The sequence below is a fragment of the Microbacterium sp. NPDC055455 genome, assembly GCF_053619935.1.
The window spans coordinates 83548-100986 of the sequence record NZ_JBSHLB010000005.1; the positions used below are offsets into that span (position 1 = coordinate 83548).

General features: G+C 71.4%; 15 protein-coding genes and 1 tRNA gene. 9 read left to right on the forward strand and 7 right to left on the reverse strand.

The annotated features are described in order from the left end of the window. Positions 1–33: 33 nt before the first annotated feature. The gene (locus tag ACWGUG_RS13895; RefSeq protein ID WP_336396577.1) at positions 34–234 is read right to left on the reverse strand and encodes a hypothetical protein; all 201 of its coding nucleotides are present in this window, start codon (positions 232–234) and stop codon (positions 34–36) included. Then, on the reverse strand, positions 221–4012 hold the full coding sequence (locus ACWGUG_RS13900) for an AAA family ATPase (protein WP_452325021.1): 3792 nt from the start codon (positions 4010–4012) through the stop codon (positions 221–223). The genes ACWGUG_RS13895 and ACWGUG_RS13900 overlap by 14 nt, the downstream gene beginning before the upstream one ends. A gap of 163 nt (positions 4013–4175) precedes the next feature. On the opposite strand from ACWGUG_RS13900, the gene ACWGUG_RS13905 reads away from it, so the two are divergent. Continuing rightward, complete coding sequence (locus ACWGUG_RS13905) at positions 4176–4721, forward strand: methylated-DNA--[protein]-cysteine S-methyltransferase (RefSeq protein WP_452325022.1); 546 nt, start codon at positions 4176–4178, stop codon at positions 4719–4721. Positions 4722–4777: 56 nt separating this feature from the next. On the opposite strand, the gene ACWGUG_RS13910 is transcribed toward ACWGUG_RS13905, so the two are convergent. Both ACWGUG_RS13910 and ACWGUG_RS13915 read right to left on the reverse strand, forming a co-directional pair. Further along, positions 4778–6391, reverse strand: a complete 1614-nt coding sequence (locus tag ACWGUG_RS13910; protein WP_336396580.1) for a solute symporter family protein — start codon at positions 6389–6391, stop codon at positions 4778–4780. Continuing rightward, positions 6388–6744 carry a DUF485 domain-containing protein gene (locus ACWGUG_RS13915; protein ID WP_336396581.1) on the reverse strand — a complete coding sequence of 119 codons (357 nt, stop codon included), beginning with the start codon at positions 6742–6744 and terminating at the stop codon, positions 6388–6390. The genes ACWGUG_RS13910 and ACWGUG_RS13915 overlap by 4 nt, the downstream gene beginning before the upstream one ends. 140 nt (positions 6745–6884) lie before the next feature. Between ACWGUG_RS13915 and ACWGUG_RS13920 the strand changes: the two genes are divergently transcribed. Together ACWGUG_RS13920 and ACWGUG_RS13925 are read left to right on the forward strand one after the other, a co-directional pair. Continuing rightward, a complete protein-coding gene (locus tag ACWGUG_RS13920; protein WP_452325023.1) occupies positions 6885–7790 on the forward strand; it encodes a response regulator transcription factor in 906 nt (301 codons plus the stop codon). A gap of 167 nt (positions 7791–7957) precedes the next feature. After that, positions 7958–8314 carry a histone-like nucleoid-structuring protein Lsr2 gene (locus ACWGUG_RS13925; protein WP_336396582.1) on the forward strand — a complete coding sequence of 119 codons (357 nt, stop codon included), beginning with the start codon at positions 7958–7960 and terminating at the stop codon, positions 8312–8314. Positions 8315–8357: 43 nt separating this feature from the next. On the opposite strand, the gene pntB is transcribed toward ACWGUG_RS13925, so the two are convergent. Both pntB and ACWGUG_RS13935 read right to left on the reverse strand, forming a co-directional pair. Then, positions 8358–9773: a Re/Si-specific NAD(P)(+) transhydrogenase subunit beta gene (pntB, locus tag ACWGUG_RS13930; RefSeq protein WP_336396583.1), complete on the reverse strand. Its 1416-nt coding sequence runs from the start codon at positions 9771–9773 to the stop codon at positions 8358–8360. Beyond that, positions 9770–11320, reverse strand: a complete 1551-nt coding sequence (locus tag ACWGUG_RS13935) for a Re/Si-specific NAD(P)(+) transhydrogenase subunit alpha (RefSeq protein WP_452325024.1) — start codon at positions 11318–11320, stop codon at positions 9770–9772. Before ACWGUG_RS13935 ends, pntB begins: the two co-directional genes overlap by 4 nt. A gap of 300 nt (positions 11321–11620) precedes the next feature. Here ACWGUG_RS13935 and ACWGUG_RS13940 point away from each other — a divergent pair, with 300 nt between their 5' ends. The 6 genes from ACWGUG_RS13940 (at position 11621) to ACWGUG_RS13965 (ending at position 16041) form a co-directional block, all read left to right on the forward strand. Next, a complete protein-coding gene (locus tag ACWGUG_RS13940; RefSeq protein ID WP_452325025.1) occupies positions 11621–12247 on the forward strand; it encodes a DUF4956 domain-containing protein in 627 nt (208 codons plus the stop codon). After that, positions 12244–13092, forward strand: a complete 849-nt coding sequence (locus tag ACWGUG_RS13945; RefSeq protein WP_452325026.1) for a polyphosphate polymerase domain-containing protein — start codon at positions 12244–12246, stop codon at positions 13090–13092. The genes ACWGUG_RS13940 and ACWGUG_RS13945 overlap by 4 nt, the downstream gene beginning before the upstream one ends. After that, entirely contained in the window at positions 13074–14810 is a 1737-nt protein-coding gene (locus ACWGUG_RS13950; RefSeq protein ID WP_452325027.1) for a carbohydrate-binding domain-containing protein, read from the forward strand. Before ACWGUG_RS13945 ends, ACWGUG_RS13950 begins: the two co-directional genes overlap by 19 nt. Positions 14811–14959: 149 nt before the next feature. Continuing rightward, on the forward strand, positions 14960–15241 hold the full coding sequence (locus ACWGUG_RS13955) for a Fe-S cluster assembly protein HesB (RefSeq protein WP_452325028.1): 282 nt from the start codon (positions 14960–14962) through the stop codon (positions 15239–15241). A gap of 139 nt (positions 15242–15380) precedes the next feature. Further along, positions 15381–15947 carry a hypothetical protein gene (locus tag ACWGUG_RS13960; protein WP_452325029.1) on the forward strand — a complete coding sequence of 189 codons (567 nt, stop codon included), beginning with the start codon at positions 15381–15383 and terminating at the stop codon, positions 15945–15947. Positions 15948–15969: 22 nt separating this feature from the next. Next, positions 15970–16041 (forward strand) — tRNA-Arg (locus ACWGUG_RS13965). Positions 16042–16258: 217 nt separating this feature from the next. On the opposite strand, the gene ACWGUG_RS13970 is transcribed toward ACWGUG_RS13965, so the two are convergent. After that, positions 16259–17389: a tyrosine-type recombinase/integrase gene (locus ACWGUG_RS13970; protein WP_452325030.1), complete on the reverse strand. Its 1131-nt coding sequence runs from the start codon at positions 17387–17389 to the stop codon at positions 16259–16261. Positions 17390–17439: the final 50 nt, after the last annotated feature.

Genomic DNA, 17439 nt, shown 5'->3' on the forward strand with positions numbered 1-17439 from the left:
CAACGCTCGTCCCTCGCATCGACCCGTCTCGAGTCAATAGTGCGGGGGCACGTCGCGACGGAGGCGCTCGTCGTTCGGTCCCGGGGACCCCTCGGATGCCGCGTCCGGCCGGGACGCGGCATCCGCCTCCTCGTCCGCGGGGACGGGCTCCGCGGTGGACCCGGGCGCAGGCGTCAGCTTCGCGCGGCGGGCGCCCGCGACCCGCTCGATCCGCTGGCGGTCACTCGAGGACATCGAGCGGCTGGGTCTCGCTGTCGACCCGCGGCGCGTCTGGCGGCACACCGAGCATCGCGGCGATGCGCTGGGCGACGTCGGCCGGGTCCCGATACAGGTCGAAGGAGTGCACGCGGACGTAGTGCCAGCCGAGGCGGCGCAGGATCTGCGGGCGCAGCCGCAGCGACTCGCGCAGCGACTCGCCGATCGTCTCGGGGTCGCTCTCGACCACGACCGCCTTGCCGTCGTACTGGGCGACCAGCGGCAGCAGGCCGCGGTAGTGCACGTCGACCGAGAGTCCGGCGCGCCGCAGCTCGCGAGCCAGGCCGCGTGTGAGGGGGTCGGCGAGGTCCTCGAGGCGCGCCTCGCGCGAGCGGGCGGCGATGCCGCCGAGGATCGACATCAGCGTCGCCGCGCCGTACTCCAGGCGCCCGTCATCGAAGGCCGACGGGCGGATCGACGACACGATCACCATCGAGCGGCGAGCCCGGGTCATTCCGACGGTGAGCAGCCGCTCGCCGTCGGGCCTGGACAGGTCGCCGAAATCGCTCAGCACACGGCCGTGCTTGGTGAGGCCGTAGCCCAGCGAGAAGACCACGCGGTCGCGGCTCTCGGCCACCGACTCCTCGAGCGTCAGCACCGCGAACGGCTCCGCCGTGTCGCGCGAGACGAAGTCGGCGACGTCGGAGCGGCCGGCGAAGGCGGCTTCGACGGCCGCGCGGATGCGCTCGGCGTGCCGGACGCTGGCGGTGACCACCATGAGCGACTCGCTGCCGCGGTTGACGGCGTGCTCGACGACGAGCGTCACCACGCGCGCGACCTCGGCGTCGGGGCTCTCGACGGCCCCGGTGATCGGGTCGGGCGTGCCGTTGCCGCCCTCGACGTAGTCGACGGCGAGGCTGCCCCGCCCGAGGTACGAGCCGGCCCACGGCAGCGACACGAGCTCGCCGCCGTAGAACGCCTCGTTCACGAGCGCGGCGAGATCCTCTCCCCCGGCGCGGTAGCTGCGGGTGAGGGTCTCGACGGGGAACAGCTCGGCGAGCCGCTCGAAAACGCTCGTCGCATCGAACGGCACCTCGTCGGGCGCGTCGGGCTCCGCCACGGGGCCGGTGCCGTTTCCGTTCGTCGAGGTCGCAGCCGCGGGCGTCTGCCCCACGTACACCGACGCGACGCCGAACGGCGTCGGCTTCTGGGTGACGGGATCCCCGAACGCCACGACCTGGCCCGCGCGGCGCAGGGCCGGAGCGGCCTCGGCCAGGCAGAGGGCTCCGGCATCCGCCAGCACCACCACATCGAATCCTGCCGCCTCCGGGATCCGGGGGACCTCGTACGGGGAGGCCAGCCAGACCGGCGCGAGGGTGCGCGAGAGCGCCGGCGCGACGGTGACGAGCTCGTCGGGCGTGATCGTGCCTCGCTTCAGCGCACGCTTGAGCGCGTCGGCCTCGGAAGCGTGATCGACGATGCCGATGCGCCACTGCGTGGCCAGGTGGGCGGCCAGGAGCGGGCCGGATGCCGCGGCGTGGGCCTCGTCCACGAGGCGGAAGTCCCTCTCCAGCCGGTCGACGACGGCCGTGTTGGCGCCGAGCACCGCGCGATCGGTGCGCAGCAGCACCTCGAGCGCGGACTGCCACCACGCGTACTCGAGCTCGGCGGCCACCTGGTCCTCGGGAACATGGCGGACCGAGAGCTCGAGCAGGAGGGGCTCGAGCCCGAGCGCGGCGAGCTCGGTGCGCAGCGTCGCCCGCTCCTTCAGGTTGTCGAACACGTCGGAGTCGGCGGCGAGGCCGGCGAGCGTGCGCACGAGGTTCGTGACGGGGATGGTCGCGAGCCGGTCGGCGCCGTCGCGGCCGAGCGCGGCGTCGAGCTCGGCCAGCTCCGCGTCGACGCGCTGCCAGGCGACCTGGACGTCGCCGAGCCCCAGCGGCACCTCGGGGGTGACGCCCGGGTCGACGTAGCGCTGCCATTCGGTGCGCTGCTGCTGGATGCGCACGAGCGCCTCGTACATGTCGGGCACGTGCACGCCCGGGCGCAGGTACTCCCGCGACAGCCGGCGGAGGCGGCGGCGGTTGGCGCCGCTCATCTCCGGCGTGTCGCGGCGGGGCGCGTGAGCTCTGATGAGCTCGCCGAGCGGACGCTCGAACACGGTGAGGCTGAACTTGTCGAGCGAGTCGCGGATGCCGCGGAGCAGCCGGAGGTAGACGCCGAGCTCGGCGACCGTGTGGAACGGGCGCATGCGCGTCTGGCCGATCATCTCGTACCCGCGCTCGAGCAGCGTCGGCACGTCACTGCGGTGGAGCTTCCCCGCGAGCGCGTGCGTCCCGCGGGCCTGCTCGACGGTGTCGAAGCTCACTCCGTACCACGGCGAGTCGTCGGGGCCGAAGCGGAACTCGCCGAGTCGCGCCGCCGCGGCCAGCTTGGCGGCGGCCTCGGCGCGCTTGTCGGCGAGGTTCGCGAGTGCCTCCGCGTCGAACCGGGCCTCGGTGGCCGGCGCGACGCCCCGCTCGGCGAGGGCGGCGAGCTCGCGCAGGATCTCCAGCACCGACACGCCGAACGACGGATGCCGCGCCGTCACGGCCGCGCGGTAGTCGCGGAGCACCCCCCGCAGCCGCACGAGGGCGTCGTCGATGTCGGCGACCTTCGGCGGCTGCGCCTTCTCGTTGCGGCCGATCGCGCGGATGAGGTCGCGCTGGAGCCGGTCGGGCGACACGGCGAGGCCGGAGAGCCCGATGCCTGCGAGGCGGTGCCGCACGCCGTCGAGGGTCGACCGCCGGGCGCTCACGACGAGCACGCGCTTGCCGTCGCGGACGAGGGCGCCGACGGCGTTGATGACCGTCTGCGTGCCGCCCGTGCCCGGAAGGGTGTGGACGACGAGCGACTGGCCGTCGGCGATGCGCGCGAGCACCCGCTCCTGCTCGGAGTCGGCGTCCAGCAGCAGCGTGTCGGCGGCGGGCGGACGCTCGTCCGGGTTGGTCGGCTCGAGGCCGCCGCGGCGGGCGGTGATGGTCTCGCGGTCGGCGACGTGCCCGGCCAGGGCGTTGAGCACCCGATGGTCGAGGTCGGCCGCGTCGGACGCCATCGCACCGCCGACGTCGGCGAAGGTCGACACGAGCAGCCGGGGCTTCACCGCATAGCTGTCGATCGAGGCGGTCAGCGCCCGGAGGTGGTCGATCACCGGCTGCGGCTTGAAGACGCCGCCGTCGTGCGCGAGCGCGGCGAGCGCGCCCGCGTCGATCGCGATGCCGAAATGCGTGCGCATGGCGCGCACCAGCTCGGGGTTGACCGAGAACGATCCGTGCAGCTTGAGCTCGAAGTCGCCGTGGTGCCGCCGGATGGCGAGCGGCCGCAGCAGCACCGGGGCGCTGCAGGAGATGCCGCCGATCCGCCAGTTCGCGAGCCCGACGGCCAGCCGCACCGCGTCCAAGCCGCGCGTCGTGCGCAGCTCCTGGTCCTTCGCGGTGATGCGCTCGGCCGCGAGCCGCGCGTTGCGCAGAGCGACCTCGTCGCGGAACAGGTTCGACAGCAGCGTGGAGCGCCCCGTGATGAACTGCGGAAGGCTCCCCGGGTGCGCCTTGGTGATCTCGATGGCGGCGTCGTGGCCGTCGGTGAAATGCAGGAGCGTCGACCTGCCGCCCAGCGTCGCGGCCTGAAGACGCAGCCGGTCGCGCTCGGGATCGGCGACGTGCGCGACCGTGACGCCCGGCTCGGCGAGGCCGAGGTCGCCGGGGGTCACGTCGTGCCCGCGCTCGGCGTTCTCCGCGCCCAGCACGGCGCTCCGTTCTCCTCGCCACACACGAGACACCCTAAGCGCGCGGCTCGCCCGGCTCTTGCAATGGACCTGAGTTTCGCGGTATTGAACCGGGCCACGCGGGCACCGCTCCTCCACACGCGCCCGTTCGCGGCGATTCCTCACATGCCGCCGGGCGTCCCGCCGCCGCGTCCGTCGCGAGGACCAGGATGATCACATGACCCCCTCGGACCCGCCGCGCTACCGCGTACACCCCTCGCCCGTGGGCGACATCCTCATCGTCGCCGCCGACGACGGCATCGTGACACTGCACCCGTTCGACGGCCCGCTGGGCGGCGAGCTGGAGCGGGTCGGGCTGCGCCTGCGCACGCACCCCGTCCCGGACGACGGCTCGGCGCTGGACGACGTCGCGCTGCAGCTCGACGAGTACTTCGAGGGACGGCGACGGGAGTTCGACATCCCGCTGGACTGGCGGCTCGTGCGCGGCTTCACGCGTGCGGCCCTCCAGGCGGTGCGCGACATCCCGTACGGCGAGACGGCGAGCTACGGCGAGGTGGCCATCGCGGCGGGCGTTCCCCGAGCGGCCAGGGCGGTGGGAACGGCGTGCGCGACCACGCCGTTCTCGGTGGTCGTCCCCGTGCACCGAGTCGTGCGGGCCGACGGGTCCCTCGGGGAGTACGGCGGGCGCCCGGAGGTGAAGCGGTACCTCGTCGAGCTCGAGCAGGGCCTCGCGATCCCGCCCGCTCCGGCGGCGGGCGTGTAGGCCGCCCGCACGCCGCGGGGCCCGGGCGGATTCCGCCCGGACCCCGCGATCGCCCGTCAGTGGTGCGTGGCCTTCTCGGCGCCGAAGCCCGTCAGCGACCGCACCTCCATCTCGGCCGCCTTGGTGCGGCTCTCCGCCGTGCGGGAGGTGACCGAGCCGAGCCAGCCGAGGAAGAACCCGAGCGGGATCGACACGATGCCCGGGTTGTTCAGCGGCCAGATGGGCGTGCCCGTCTTGAACACGCTGGTCTCGCCTCCCCAGAACACCGGCGACAGGAAGATGAGGATCACGGCGGCGGCGAGGCCGCCGTACATGCTCCACACCGCGCCGCGCGTCGTGAACCCCCGCCAGAACAGCGAGTAGAGGATCGTCGGGAGGTTGGCCGATGCCGCGACGGCGAAGGCGAGCGCCACCAGGAACGCGACGTTCTGCCCCTGCACGCCGATGCCGCCGAGGATCGCCAGGACGCCGATGACGATCACCGTGCGACGGGCGACCTTGACCTCGCCGTCCGGGGGCACGTCGCCCTTCTTCACCACGTTGGCGTAGATGTCGTGCGCGAACGACGCCGCGGCGGTGATGGTGAGGCCCGCGACCACCGCGAGGATCGTCGCGAAGGCGACCGCCGAGATGAAGCCGAGCAGGATCGGGCCGCCCAGCTGCAGTGCCAGCAGCGGTGCCGCCGAGTTCACGCCGCCGGGTGCCGCAGCGATCTGCTCCGGCCCGACGAGCGCGCCGGCGCCGTAGCCGAGCACGAGCGTCAGCAGGTAGAACAGGCCGATCAGCCAGATCGCCCAGACCACTGAGCGCCGCGCCTCCTTGGCGGTGGGCACCGTGTAGAAGCGCATGAGCACGTGCGGCAGGCCCGCGGTGCCGAGCACCAGCGCGATCGCGAGCGAGATGAAGTCCCACGGGTTCGCGCCGTACTGCAGCCCCGGTCCGAGGATGGCCTCGCCCTTGGGCGACGCGGCGACCGCGCTCTCGAGCAGGGCGTTGAAGCTGAAGCCGTTGATCGCGAGCACCCAGATCGTCATGACGAGCGCGCCGCCGATGAGCAGGAACGCCTTGACGATCTGCACCCACGTGGTGCCCTTCATGCCGCCCACGAGCACGTAGACGATCATGAGGACGCCGACGACCGCCACGACGATCGACTGGCCGAGCTGCTCGGTGATGCCCAGCAGCAGCGAGACCAGCCCGCCCGCCCCCGCCATCTGGGCGAGCAGGTAGAAGAAGCACACCGCCAGGGTCGTCACGGCCGCCGCCATCCGGACCGGGCCCTGCTTCAGGCGGAACGACAGCACGTCGGCCATCGTGAACTTGCCGGTGTTGCGCATGAGCTCGGCGACGAGCAGCAATGCCACGAGCCAGGCCACGAGGAAGCCGATGGAGTAGAGGAACCCGTCGTAGCCGTTGATCGCGATCGCGCCGCAGATGCCGAGGAACGACGCCGCCGAGAGGTAGTCCCCCGAGATCGCGAAGCCGTTCTGCGGCCCGGTGAACGAGCGGCCGGCGGCGTAGTAGTCCGCGGCGGTGCTGTTGTTGCGGCTGGCGCGGATCACGATGAAGAGGGTCACCGCGACGAACGCGCCGAAGATCGAGATGTTGAGGATGGGGTTGTTCTCCACCGTCTGCACGGCGGCGTGGACGGCACCGAGGACGTCGTTCATGCGCGGGCCTCCTGCTCCTGCAGCTCGAGGTCCTCGCGGATCTCCTCGGCGATCGGGTCGAGCTTGCGGTTGGCGTACCAGACGTACGTCATGGTGATGGCGAACGTCGTCACGAACTGGCCGAGCCCGAACAGCAGCCCGACCGTGATGTCGCCCCACACGCGCTGCGACATGAAGTCGCGGGCGAAGGACGAGAGCAGGACGTACGCGAAGTACCAGACGAGGAACGCGATCGCGAGCGGGAAGACGAACCCGCGCTGACGCCTCTTCAGCTCGACGAATCGCGGTGACTCCTCCACCGCGATGTAGTCGATGTCGCCCGGCGGAGCGGTTTCGGTCGTCGGTTCGGACATGTGGCCTCCTTGCCTCATGAATGTGCGCGGCATCGCGCCTGATCGGGGGGAACCCGGCCCACGTGAGCCCGTGCGCCCGGTGGTAGGGTCGACGCTACGAAAAACGGCGAGGACGCCGTCACCCCCGGAAGTAGGTAGTCGTGGGCGCGTCTCTTCCACACCGCGCAGCCACCCCCGATCGCACACGCACGGGGGCGCTCGGCGCTGACGCCGGCGATGCGAGCGCGCTCGACCACGCCGTCGCCGAGCTCGTGCGCCGCACCCGCTTCCCCGTCGCCTTCGGCGGCTTCGCCGTGGGCGATGCGGTCCACATCTCCGCCATCCACGGCGCGCGCACGCCGAGCCTGCAGGGACTGGTCGTGCAGGCCACGCGCGGGCTGGGCGGTCGCGCGCTGGTCGAGAAGCGTCCGCGGCTCGCGCTGGACTACGGCTCTTCCAAGAGCATCACCCACGACTACGACCGCGCCGTTCTCGGCGAGGGCATCGCGACGCTCTTCGCGGTCCCCGTCATGGTGGGCGACCGTGCGCGTGGCGTGATCTACTGCGGTTCCCGGGCGGAGTCGCCCGTCGGCGACGTGGTCGCGCGGCCCGCCTTCGCCGTCGCCGAAGAGCTCTCGAGTGAACTGCGCATCCGTGAAGAGGTGCAGCGCCGACTCGCCCTCTCCCCCGCGCGCACCGAACCCGTCTCCCTGGCGGCCTCGACCCGTGAGGAGCTGCGCGAAACGTACGCCGAGCTGCGCAGCATCGCGGCGATCGTCGACGACCCGCAGCTGCGCGTCCGCCTCGCCCGGCTCGAGACGCGCCTCGCCGCTCTGTCGCACGACGCGTCGGAGCCTGCGATCGACCTCGATGTGCGACTCTCGCCCCGCGAGGTCGACGTGCTGGCGTGCGCCGCGCTGGGCTCCACCAACGCCGAGATCGCAGCGACCCTCGAGCTCAAGGAGGGCACGGTCAAGTCGTACCTGCAGTCGGCGATGGCGAAGCTGGATGCCTCGACCCGGCACGCGGCGGTGGTGACGGCTCGCCGGGCCGGACTCCTGCCCTGAGCCGTTCCCTCATCCCGACTCTTTTGAATTCGCATCCCATCGACGCCATGAATTCGAGCGGAAAATGGTGCGCAATTCGCCGTGCCCGCAGAATTCCTCGCGCAGTTGTCCACCGACGACGGCCGGCGAGATAGTCGCGCAACACGAATGCGCGTATCGTGCCTTCCATGGCCCGCAGAATCGTGCATCAGCTCGTCGACGACCTCGACGGATCACTTCTCGAAGTCGGCGAAGGCGAGACCGTTCTGTTCTCGCTGGACGGTGTCGCCTACGAGATCGACCTCACCGACGAGAATGCCGCCGCGCTGCGCGGCGCCCTCGAACGCTATATCAACGCTGCGAGGACCGTGTCCTCCGCACGCGCCGCGTCCGGAGCGGCGTCGAGCGGGGGGCGCAGGCGTCGCCGCACCGGGCAGCAGGATTACAGCCAGGTGCGTGAATGGGCGAAGAAGAACGGCTATCAGGTCTCGGATCGGGGCCGGGTTCCGGCATCCGTTCTCGAGGCTTATGAAGCGGCGCACTGACGCACGCCTGCCGACGGAATTCAGCGCCTGATCCGCACCTCTCTCACGTGCGCGAAAGCTGCACGAGGATTTCGTCGACTTTCTCCTTGGCATCGCCGAAGAGCATCTGCGCGTTCTCGCGATAGAACAGCGGATTCTGCACGCCCGCATATCCGGACGCCATCGAGCGCTTGAAGACGATCACGTTCGCGGCCTCCCATACCCGCAGCACCGGCATGCCGGCGATCGGGCTGCCGGGATCCTCGGCTGCGGCGGGATTGACGGTGTCGTTCGCGCCGATCACGAGGACGACGTCCACCCGCGAGAGGTCGTCGTTGATCTCGTCCATCTCCAGCACGATGTCGTAGGGCACCTTCGCCTCGGCCAGGAGCACGTTCATGTGCCCCGGAAGCCGCCCGGCGACGGGGTGGATGCCGAACCGCACGTCCACGCCGCGCTCGCGCAGCCGGTGCACCAGGTCGGCGACCCCGTGCTGCGCCTGTGCGACGGCCATGCCGTAGCCCGGCGTGATGACGACCGACGATGCCCCGGCGAGCAGGTCGGCGGCCGTCTCGGCGTCGATCTCGCGGTGCTCGCCGTGGTCCTGCTCGCCGGAGCGCGGCGCCTCGATGCCGAAGCCGCCGGCGATGACCGAGAGGAACGAGCGGTTCATCGCCTTGCACATGATGTAGCTGAGGTAGGCACCGGACGAGCCGACGAGGGCGCCGGTGACGATGAGCAGGTCGTTGTTCAGCAGGAAGCCGGCGGCGGCGGCCGCCCACCCCGAGTAGCTGTTGAGCATCGAGACGACGACGGGCATGTCGCCGCCGCCGATCGAGGCCACGAGGTGCCAGCCGAGGGCGAGGGCGAGCGCGGTGACCGCCACGAGGAGCCACAGCTCCGGCGTGATCACGTACCAGACGGTCAGGGCGAGGAAGAGGACCAGCGCCCCCACATTGAGGACGTTCTTGCCCGGCAGCATCAACGGCTTGGATGAGATGCGCGCCGACAGCTTCAGGAAGGCGACGACGGATCCGGTGAAGGTCACACCGCCGATGAAGACGCCGATGAAGACCTCGGCGTGATGGATGTCGGCGAGCGCCCCCTCGAGGCCCGCGTCGTACAGCGCGCCGTTCCACCCGACCAGGACGGCGGCGAGGCCGACGAAGGAGTGCAGCAGCGCGATGAGCTCCGGCATCCCGGTCATCTCGACCCGGCGCGCCCGCCACAGCCCGATAGCGCCGCCGACCGCCACGGCGGCCACGAGCAGCACGAGCCCGGTGGTCGCCGACGCGTCGCCCCACGCGCCGGCCGCGGTCGCCCACACCGTGGCGGCCAGGGCGACGGTCATGCCGACGATGCCGTACGTCACGCCTCGGCGGGACGTCTCGTGCTTGCTGAGACCCGCGAGGCTCAGGATGAACAGCAGGGCGGCGACGATGTAGGCGGCGCCGGCGACCGCTCCCGCGACGCCGATCATCGGGCCTGGTCCTTCTGGAACATCGCCAGCATGCGCCGCGTCACGGCGAACCCGCCGAAGATGTTGATGCTGGCCAGCAGCACGGCGACGGCCGCCAGGATCTGGACGGTGAGATCGGGCAGCGTGATCTGCACCATCGCCCCGACGACGATGATGCCCGAGATCGCGTTGGTGACGCTCATGAGCGGCGTGTGCAGCGCGTGGGCGACGTGACCGATGACGTAGAAGCCGACGACGATCGCGAGCGTGAGCACGAGGAAGTGCTGCGGCAGGGGCGGTGGCGCGAACGCGCAGACCGCGAACAGCGCGGCGATGCCCGCGACGATCAGCCCCGTGCGCCTGGCACGTGACATCGGCGGCTTCGGCGCGACCGCCGACCCGGCGGTGACGGGCTTGGCGGCGGCCGGGGCGGCCGAGACCTGGACGGGAGGCGGCGGCCACGTCACGACGCCGTCGCGCACGACGGTGACCCCGCGCTGCACGACGTCGTCGAAGTCGAGGACGAGTCTGCCGTCCTTGCCGGGTGTGAGGAGCTTGACCAGATTGACGAGGTTGGTGGCGAACAGCTGCGACGCCTGCTGGGGCAGGCGCCCCGGCAGGTCGGTGTAGCCGAGGATCACGACGCCGTTCTCGGTCACCACCCGCTCCCCCGCCACCGAGCCCTCCACGTTGCCGCCCTGGGCCGCCGCCATGTCGACGATGACGCTCCCGGGCTTCATCGTCGCGACATCCGCGGCCGTGATGAGGCGCGGCGCGGGCCTGCCCGGGATCAGGGCGGTGGTGATGATGATGTCGACATCGGCGGCCTGCTCGGAGTAGATCTCCGCCGCCCGCCGGTCGTAGGCCTCGCTCGTGGCCTTGGCGTAGCCGTCGGCCGACGCCTGCGCGGCCTCGTCGGGCACGATGACCGCGAGATACTCCCCGCCGATCGACGCGACCTGGTCGGCCACCTCCGGCCGCGGGTCGGTCGCCCGCACGATCGCGCCCAGGCTCGACGCGGCGCCGATCGCCGCGAGGCCGGCGACACCGGCGCCCGCCACGAGCACCTTCGCCGGCGGCACCTTGCCCGCCGCGGTCACCTGGCCGGTGAAGAAGCGGCCGAACTCGTGGGCGGCCTCGACCACGGCGCGATATCCCGAGATGTTCGCCATCGAGCTCAGCACGTCCATCGACTGCGCCCGCGAGATGCGCGGCACCGCATCGAGCGCGATCGCGGTGATCCCCCGCGTCGCGAGGGACTCCACGAGGTCCGGGCGCAGTCCCGGGCTGAGCATCGCGACCAGCGTCGCACCGTCGGCCAGCCGGCCGATCTCGGCGCGGGTCGGCGCGTCCACCTTCAGCACGATCGGCGACGCCCACGCGGTGCGGTCGTCGACGATCGTCGCGCCGGCCTCGGCGTACGCGGCGTCGGGAAACGACGACGCGGCGCCGGCGCCGGCTTCGACGACGACGTCGTAGCCGAGGCCGATGAGCTTCGGGACGGTGGTCGGGGTCGCGGCCACCCGGTTCTCGCCGGGCGCTTCGGCGACGATGCCAATGCGGGTCATGCGTTCCTCTGGATCTGGTGCGACGCGGATCGGACGAGCGCTTCGGTGTGCGCGCGTCGACGCCTCCACCCTTGCAGACGCCGGGGAGGATGCGCCCCTCATTGCGCCCGACACGGTGTCAAGAACCGGCGATCTTGCTCCACCGGCACGCGGCGGTGCTCCTGAGCGCGAGGGCGCCGTGACTCTGCGTCGGCCTCGCGGTCGTGCCGAACTCATCTCCTCGCCAGACGCGGGGCATAGCAACCGCATAGTCGCGCCGACTCGGATGGAGGCGAACGAACACCCCATCGGGAGGAACCCATGACCACCAGCGCGCTGATCCTGATCGGCATCGATCTCGCCGCCGCCCTCGTGCTGAGCCTCGGGCTCTACTACCGCCGGCACCGCCGTCGCGACCTCGTCGTCGCCTTCCTCGGCGTCAACGTCGGTGTGATGGCGGTGGCCGCGGTGCTCGGGACCGCCGAGGTCGCGCTGGGACTGGGACTGGGCCTGTTCGGCGTGCTGTCGATCATCCGGCTCCGCTCGTCCGAGATCTCGCAGCGCGAGGTGGCGTACTACTTCGCGGCGCTCGCGATCGGGCTCGTCACCGGACTCCCGCAGAGCGACCCGTGGCCGGTCGCCGCGCTCGTGGTGCTGATCCTCGCCGTCCTGTGGGCCGCCGATCACCCGGCGCTGCTCTCGCGCAGCCGGCACCAGGTGGTGCGACTCGACCGGGCGCTGAGCGACGAAGCCGAACTGCGGGCGGAGCTCGGCGAGCGGCTCGGCGGGACGGTGACAGCCCTCACCGTCCAGGAGCTCGACCTTGTCAACGACACGACGCTCGTGGACGTGCGGTTCCGGATGCCGCGAGCCGCCGCCGGCGCTCACGACGACCTCAGCACGCGGCCGGCAGACGCCGCCCCGGTGCGGGAAGGAGCGGTGCGGTGACTGCCCTCGACCGCTTCGCACCGGTGCGGCTCGACGAGCTCGTGGCGGAGGCATCCCTCCTCACGCGAGTCGACCGCAAGTACGTGGTGCCCCGCGAAGACCTCGCCGCGGTGATCGCCGCCCTCGACCCGAGCACGCGGGTGCTCGAGATCGACGGCGCCCGCGACTTCGCGTATGAGTCGGTGTACTTCGACACTCCCGACCTGCTGAGCTTCCGCATGGCCGCGCAGCCGCGGCGACGCCGCTTCAAGCTCCGCACCCGCACGTACCTCGACACGGGCACCGCCTACCTCGAGATCAAGACGCGCGGCGCCCGCGGCACCACGGTCAAGCACCGTGACGAGTACGACCTCCGCACACGCGACCGGCTCACCGACGAGGCGCGCGGCGACGTCGCGGATGCCTTCGACGCCATCGGTCTCGCGGCCGGGCGCGCACACGAACTCGATGTGACCCTGGTGACGCGATACCGCCGCGCGACGCTGCTGGCCCCCGACGGCGCGGGGCGCGCCACGATCGACACCGCGCTGGAGTGGATCGAGCCCGACGCGGGCGGCTTCGCCCTCCCCGAGACCGCGATCGTCGAGACGAAGTCCGGAGCGCGCCCGTCCGACGTCGACCGAGCCCTGTGGCGCGCCGGTCATCGCCCCGCCACCGTCAGCAAGTACGCGACCGGCCTCGCCGCCCTGCACCCCGGGCTGCCTCGCAATCGCTGGGCCCGCCTCCTGCACGGGCCCTTCGCTCCGGGCCGGCGAGCGGCTCCGCACCCTCGCCCCTCCGCTGTCACCCCGATCCCCGACCCGACCGTCCCCAAGGAGGACACATCATGCTCCGTCGCCGCCTGATCCTGGCCGCCGCCCCTCTCACCCTCGCCGGCCTGGCCCTCGCCGGCTGCGCCACCCAGACCGCTGTTTCGTCCGGTGCCGTCAGCCTGAGCACTGACGACACGTCGACGCCCGAGGCGACGGCCGTCGTCGACTCCGATCTCAGCGCCACCGCGGTGCTCGCCGCGAACGCCGATATGACGGTCGTCCGGGACGACGAGTGGAGCGACGCGGATGCCGTCGACATCGCGCTCGACGGCGATTCGGCGTCGAGTGACTCCGACGCCGTGACCGTCGACGGCTCCACCGTCACGATCACAGGAACCGGCGTGTTCCGGCTCTCCGGATCGCTCGACGGGCAGGTCGTCGTCGCGGCGCCGGAGGACGCGCAGGTCGTGCTGATCCTCGACGACGCCGAGATCTCGGCATCCGATTCGCCTGCCATCACCGTGACGACCGCCGACGACGTGGCCCTCCATCTGGCGGACGGGAGCCAGAACGCGGTGTCGGACGCGTCGTCGTACGCCGACGACGCCGAGGCGAACGCGGCGATCTACGCCGACGCCGACCTGACCGTCTCGGGCGCGGGCTCACTGACCGTATCGGGCAACGGGAACGACGGCATCGCGAGCACCGACGACCTCGTCGTGCTCTCGGGCGAGATCACGGTCGAGGCAGTCGACGACGCGCTGCGCGGCAAGGACTCGCTGACCGTCGAGGGCGGGACCGTCGTGCTCGAGGCCGGTGGCGACGCCCTGAAGAGCGACCAGACGGACGACGCCACGCAGGGCTTCGTCGCCGTCACCGGGGGCGACGTGGTCGCCACGAGCGGCGACGACGCCATCGCCGCCGCCACGGATGCCGTCATCACCGGCGGGACGATCGCCCTGACCGCCGGGACGGCGGCCACGGGATCGGACGACGCACCCAAGGGCGTGTCGGCCGGCGCCGTCGTCGCGATCGACGGCGGCGACGTGTCGGTCGAGGCGGTGGATGACGGCGTCCACTCCGACGGGTCGGTCGGGATCGGCGGCGGCACGCTGACCGTGACCTCCGGCGACGACGGGATCCACGCCGAGCAGCGACTCGAGGTCCGCGACGGCGCGGTCACCGTCGCCGAGTCGGTGGAGGGCCTGGAGGCGACCGACATCGCGATCTCCGGCGGCACCGTCGACGTCACCTCGAGCGACGACGGCATCAACGCGGCCGGGGCGACGGCGTCGACCGCCGCGCAGGGTGGCGGAATGGGCGGCGGCGAGCAGGACACCGGTGAGACGCTCACGATCTCGGGCGGCACCGTGCGCCTCGCCGCGACGGGCGACGGCCTCGACTCCAACGGCTCGATCGCGATCACCGGGGGCACCACCGTCGTCAGCGGTCCGAGCTCGGCGGGCGGCCAGGGAGCGGTCGACGCGAACGGCTCGGTCGCGGTGGACGGCGGCGAACTGTTCGTCGCGGGCTCTGTGCTCGTCACGCCGACTGGAGCACAGCAGTGGGTCGCGGCGACCGTGTCGGGCTCGGCCGGCGACACGGTGGAGGTGACGGATGCCGCGGGCACTGCGATCGCCTCGTTCGAGGCCGATCAGAGCTTCGGCGCCGTCTTCTACAGCGGTCCGGGTCTCACGGACGGCGGCACCTACGTCGTCACCGTCAACGGTGTCTCGGCGACCACGGTCACCGAGGGAGTCGCCGTGTCGGGCGGCGCCGGCGGCGGTCCGGGAACCGGGCGGCGTCCGTGACGGCGTGGGCCGCCGGCGATGCCACGATCCCGCCGCCGGTCAACATGGGAGAACCCTCCGAATGCCCGGTGAACGGCGCGCTGAGGTTGCATCCGCAGGCCGTTCTCGGAATCGTGGCCCGTCCGGAACCGCAAACGGAAAGGAAGAGCATGCTTACTCTCACCCAGACCGCCGCCGATGCCGTCAAGGAGATCGTGGCCCGCGTGCCGCAGGCCGAAGACGGAGGCGTCAGGATCCGCGACACCGGAGGTACGGGCGGGTTCGAACTGAGCGTCGCTCCCGACCCTCAGCCGCACGACACGATCGTCGTCACCGACGGCGCCCGCGTCTTCCTCGACGAGACCGCGGCGGTCGCCCTCGACGACCGCGTGCTCGACGCCGAGGTGAGCGATGAGGGCGCCGTGCGCTTCGCCCTGGCGACCCAGGGCTGACGTCGGACTTCGGGCCCCGGCATCCTTCGCGGATGCCGGGGCCTTCGCGTGTCCGGCGGGTCTTCCGGCGCGCGGGCACGCGCGGGAGGATGGCGGCGAGCGCGGGGTGCGCCGTCGGTCGTCGAGCGGAGGTGAGGGGATGCTGCTCGCTGAGCCTGCCACGACCGCGACGGTCGCCGAGCCCTTCGTGCCGATCGTCGTCGCTCTCGTCACCGCCACGGCGGCCGTCCTCGCGCCGCGGGTCGCGGCACGCGCCGACGACCTCAAGCGCGCGGAGCGCCTCACCGCACTGCTGGGTGACATGCCGCCGTCGCCGCAGCGCGACCTGCTGGCCGAACTGCGCGACGACTACGCCACCGTGTGGGCGCTGCGGCAGGCCGCGCCGACGGCAACATCGCTGCGCACCGCCAGTCGCATCGCGTACTACGCCGGCGTGCTGACTCTGATCATCGGCGCGGTCTCGCTGCTGCTCACGCCGGGCATGCAGTGGTGGTATTGGGCGTGGTACCTCGGCGCACTGGCACTGCTGCTTGTCGGCGTCCTGCTGCATCGACGGATGATCGCGCACCAGCGCGGATGGATGGTCGGCGAACTGCGGCGGCGTGGCCTGCGCGCGCCGCTCGACGGGCGACTGGGCGGCGGCTCCGTCACGGCATCCGCGCCGGACCGGCCCGGGCAACAGTCCCGACGGAGCCGAGGGCGTTGACCGCATAGACTTGATGCCGCCAGCCTCTGTAGCTCAATGGAAGAGCAGTTCCGTCCTAAGGAAACGGTTGGGGGTTCGAGTCCCTCCAGGGGCACAGTCTCTTTTTGCCTCTGACCGGGTATTTCTTCTGTGGTCAGACCGCTTGGATTGCGTTTTTGGCCGCATTTTGGCCGCATTCTGAAAATCTCGAGACCCCTCGGACGAGGCCGACAAGCCTCTTCAGCGCGCTCCGTTGGACGTCGCGGAACGACGAAATCGAGCGTTTCGGGCGTCTCGAGCCTCGTCGAAAAACTGAGCAATCTGCTCTGCGGCTACTGCGGTCGGGCGTAGCGGGTCTGCGGACCCGCGGGCAGCGCCACGAGCGGCATTGCGTCGTTGAGGCGCGATGCGACGGCATCCAGATCGTCGTCGAAGAGGTCGGCGTAGGTGTCAAGCGTCATGGCCGCCGACGCGTGCCCCAGCATCCGCTGCACGGCCTTCACGTTGGCGCCGGAGCTGATCGCGAGCGATGCGGCAGTGTGGCGGAGGTCGTGAGGCGTCAGCCGCGGGATCGATGGGTCCACAGCCTGCGCGCGGCGGACCGCGTTCGCAAACCATCCCTGTGCGCCTGAGTTGCGCATGTGGTTGACGCCGTCCCCGAAGAGCAGTCCTTCCGGGCCCTTGCCGGCGCAGGCCTGTTCGATCATCGGGGCGAGGCGCTCGGGGTAGGGCACCGAGCGCTTCTCGTGCGTCTTCGGCGTGCCGACGTGGATCTCGTAGGCGATCATGACCGCGTTCTCCTCGATCACGAAGCGTCGACGCAGTCGATTAACACTCCGCACGCGCAGCCCCGTCGCCTCACCCCAGCGGAGGCCGGTGTAGGCCAAGGTCAGGACCATCGTCGGATACGCCGAGCATGCCGCCAGCGTCGCCACCTGGTCGTGCGAGAGATAGACGCGGCGCTTGCCTGGTCCGCTCCGCGGGAGATTGCGGATGTGTCGCGCCGGATTATTCGCAAGGCGACGATCATCGATGGCGACATCGAGGATGCCGGCGAGGACTCCCAGCGCGCGAAGCACGACCGTGCGCGACTTCTGCGTCGCGAGCTCTGACACCCAGTCCTGAACTTCAGACCGCCGGATCGACCAGATCTCCCTGTCTGCCCAGACTGGAGCGACGTGGTTCTTCCACGCCCGCTCGAGCGTCATGTAGTACGAAGGCTTCGACATCGGCGGCTGCTTCGACCGGAGCCAGCTGTCGGCGAACATCCGGACCGGCACCCGCGATGCCACGGGATCGATGTACTCGCCCTTCGACTTGGACACGGTGACCATGGACAGGTAGAGCTTCGCCTCGCGCATCGTCGTGAAGCCGCGCTTCTGCGTTTCGGTGCCATCCGGCTTGCGGTAGCGCACGCGGTAGCGGCGGCCCTTCGCCGTTTCGTACGGGGCGATGGTGCCCATCTCGACCTCCGCTCACGCTGGCTCGACGGTCAGTATCGGCCAAGTGTGGG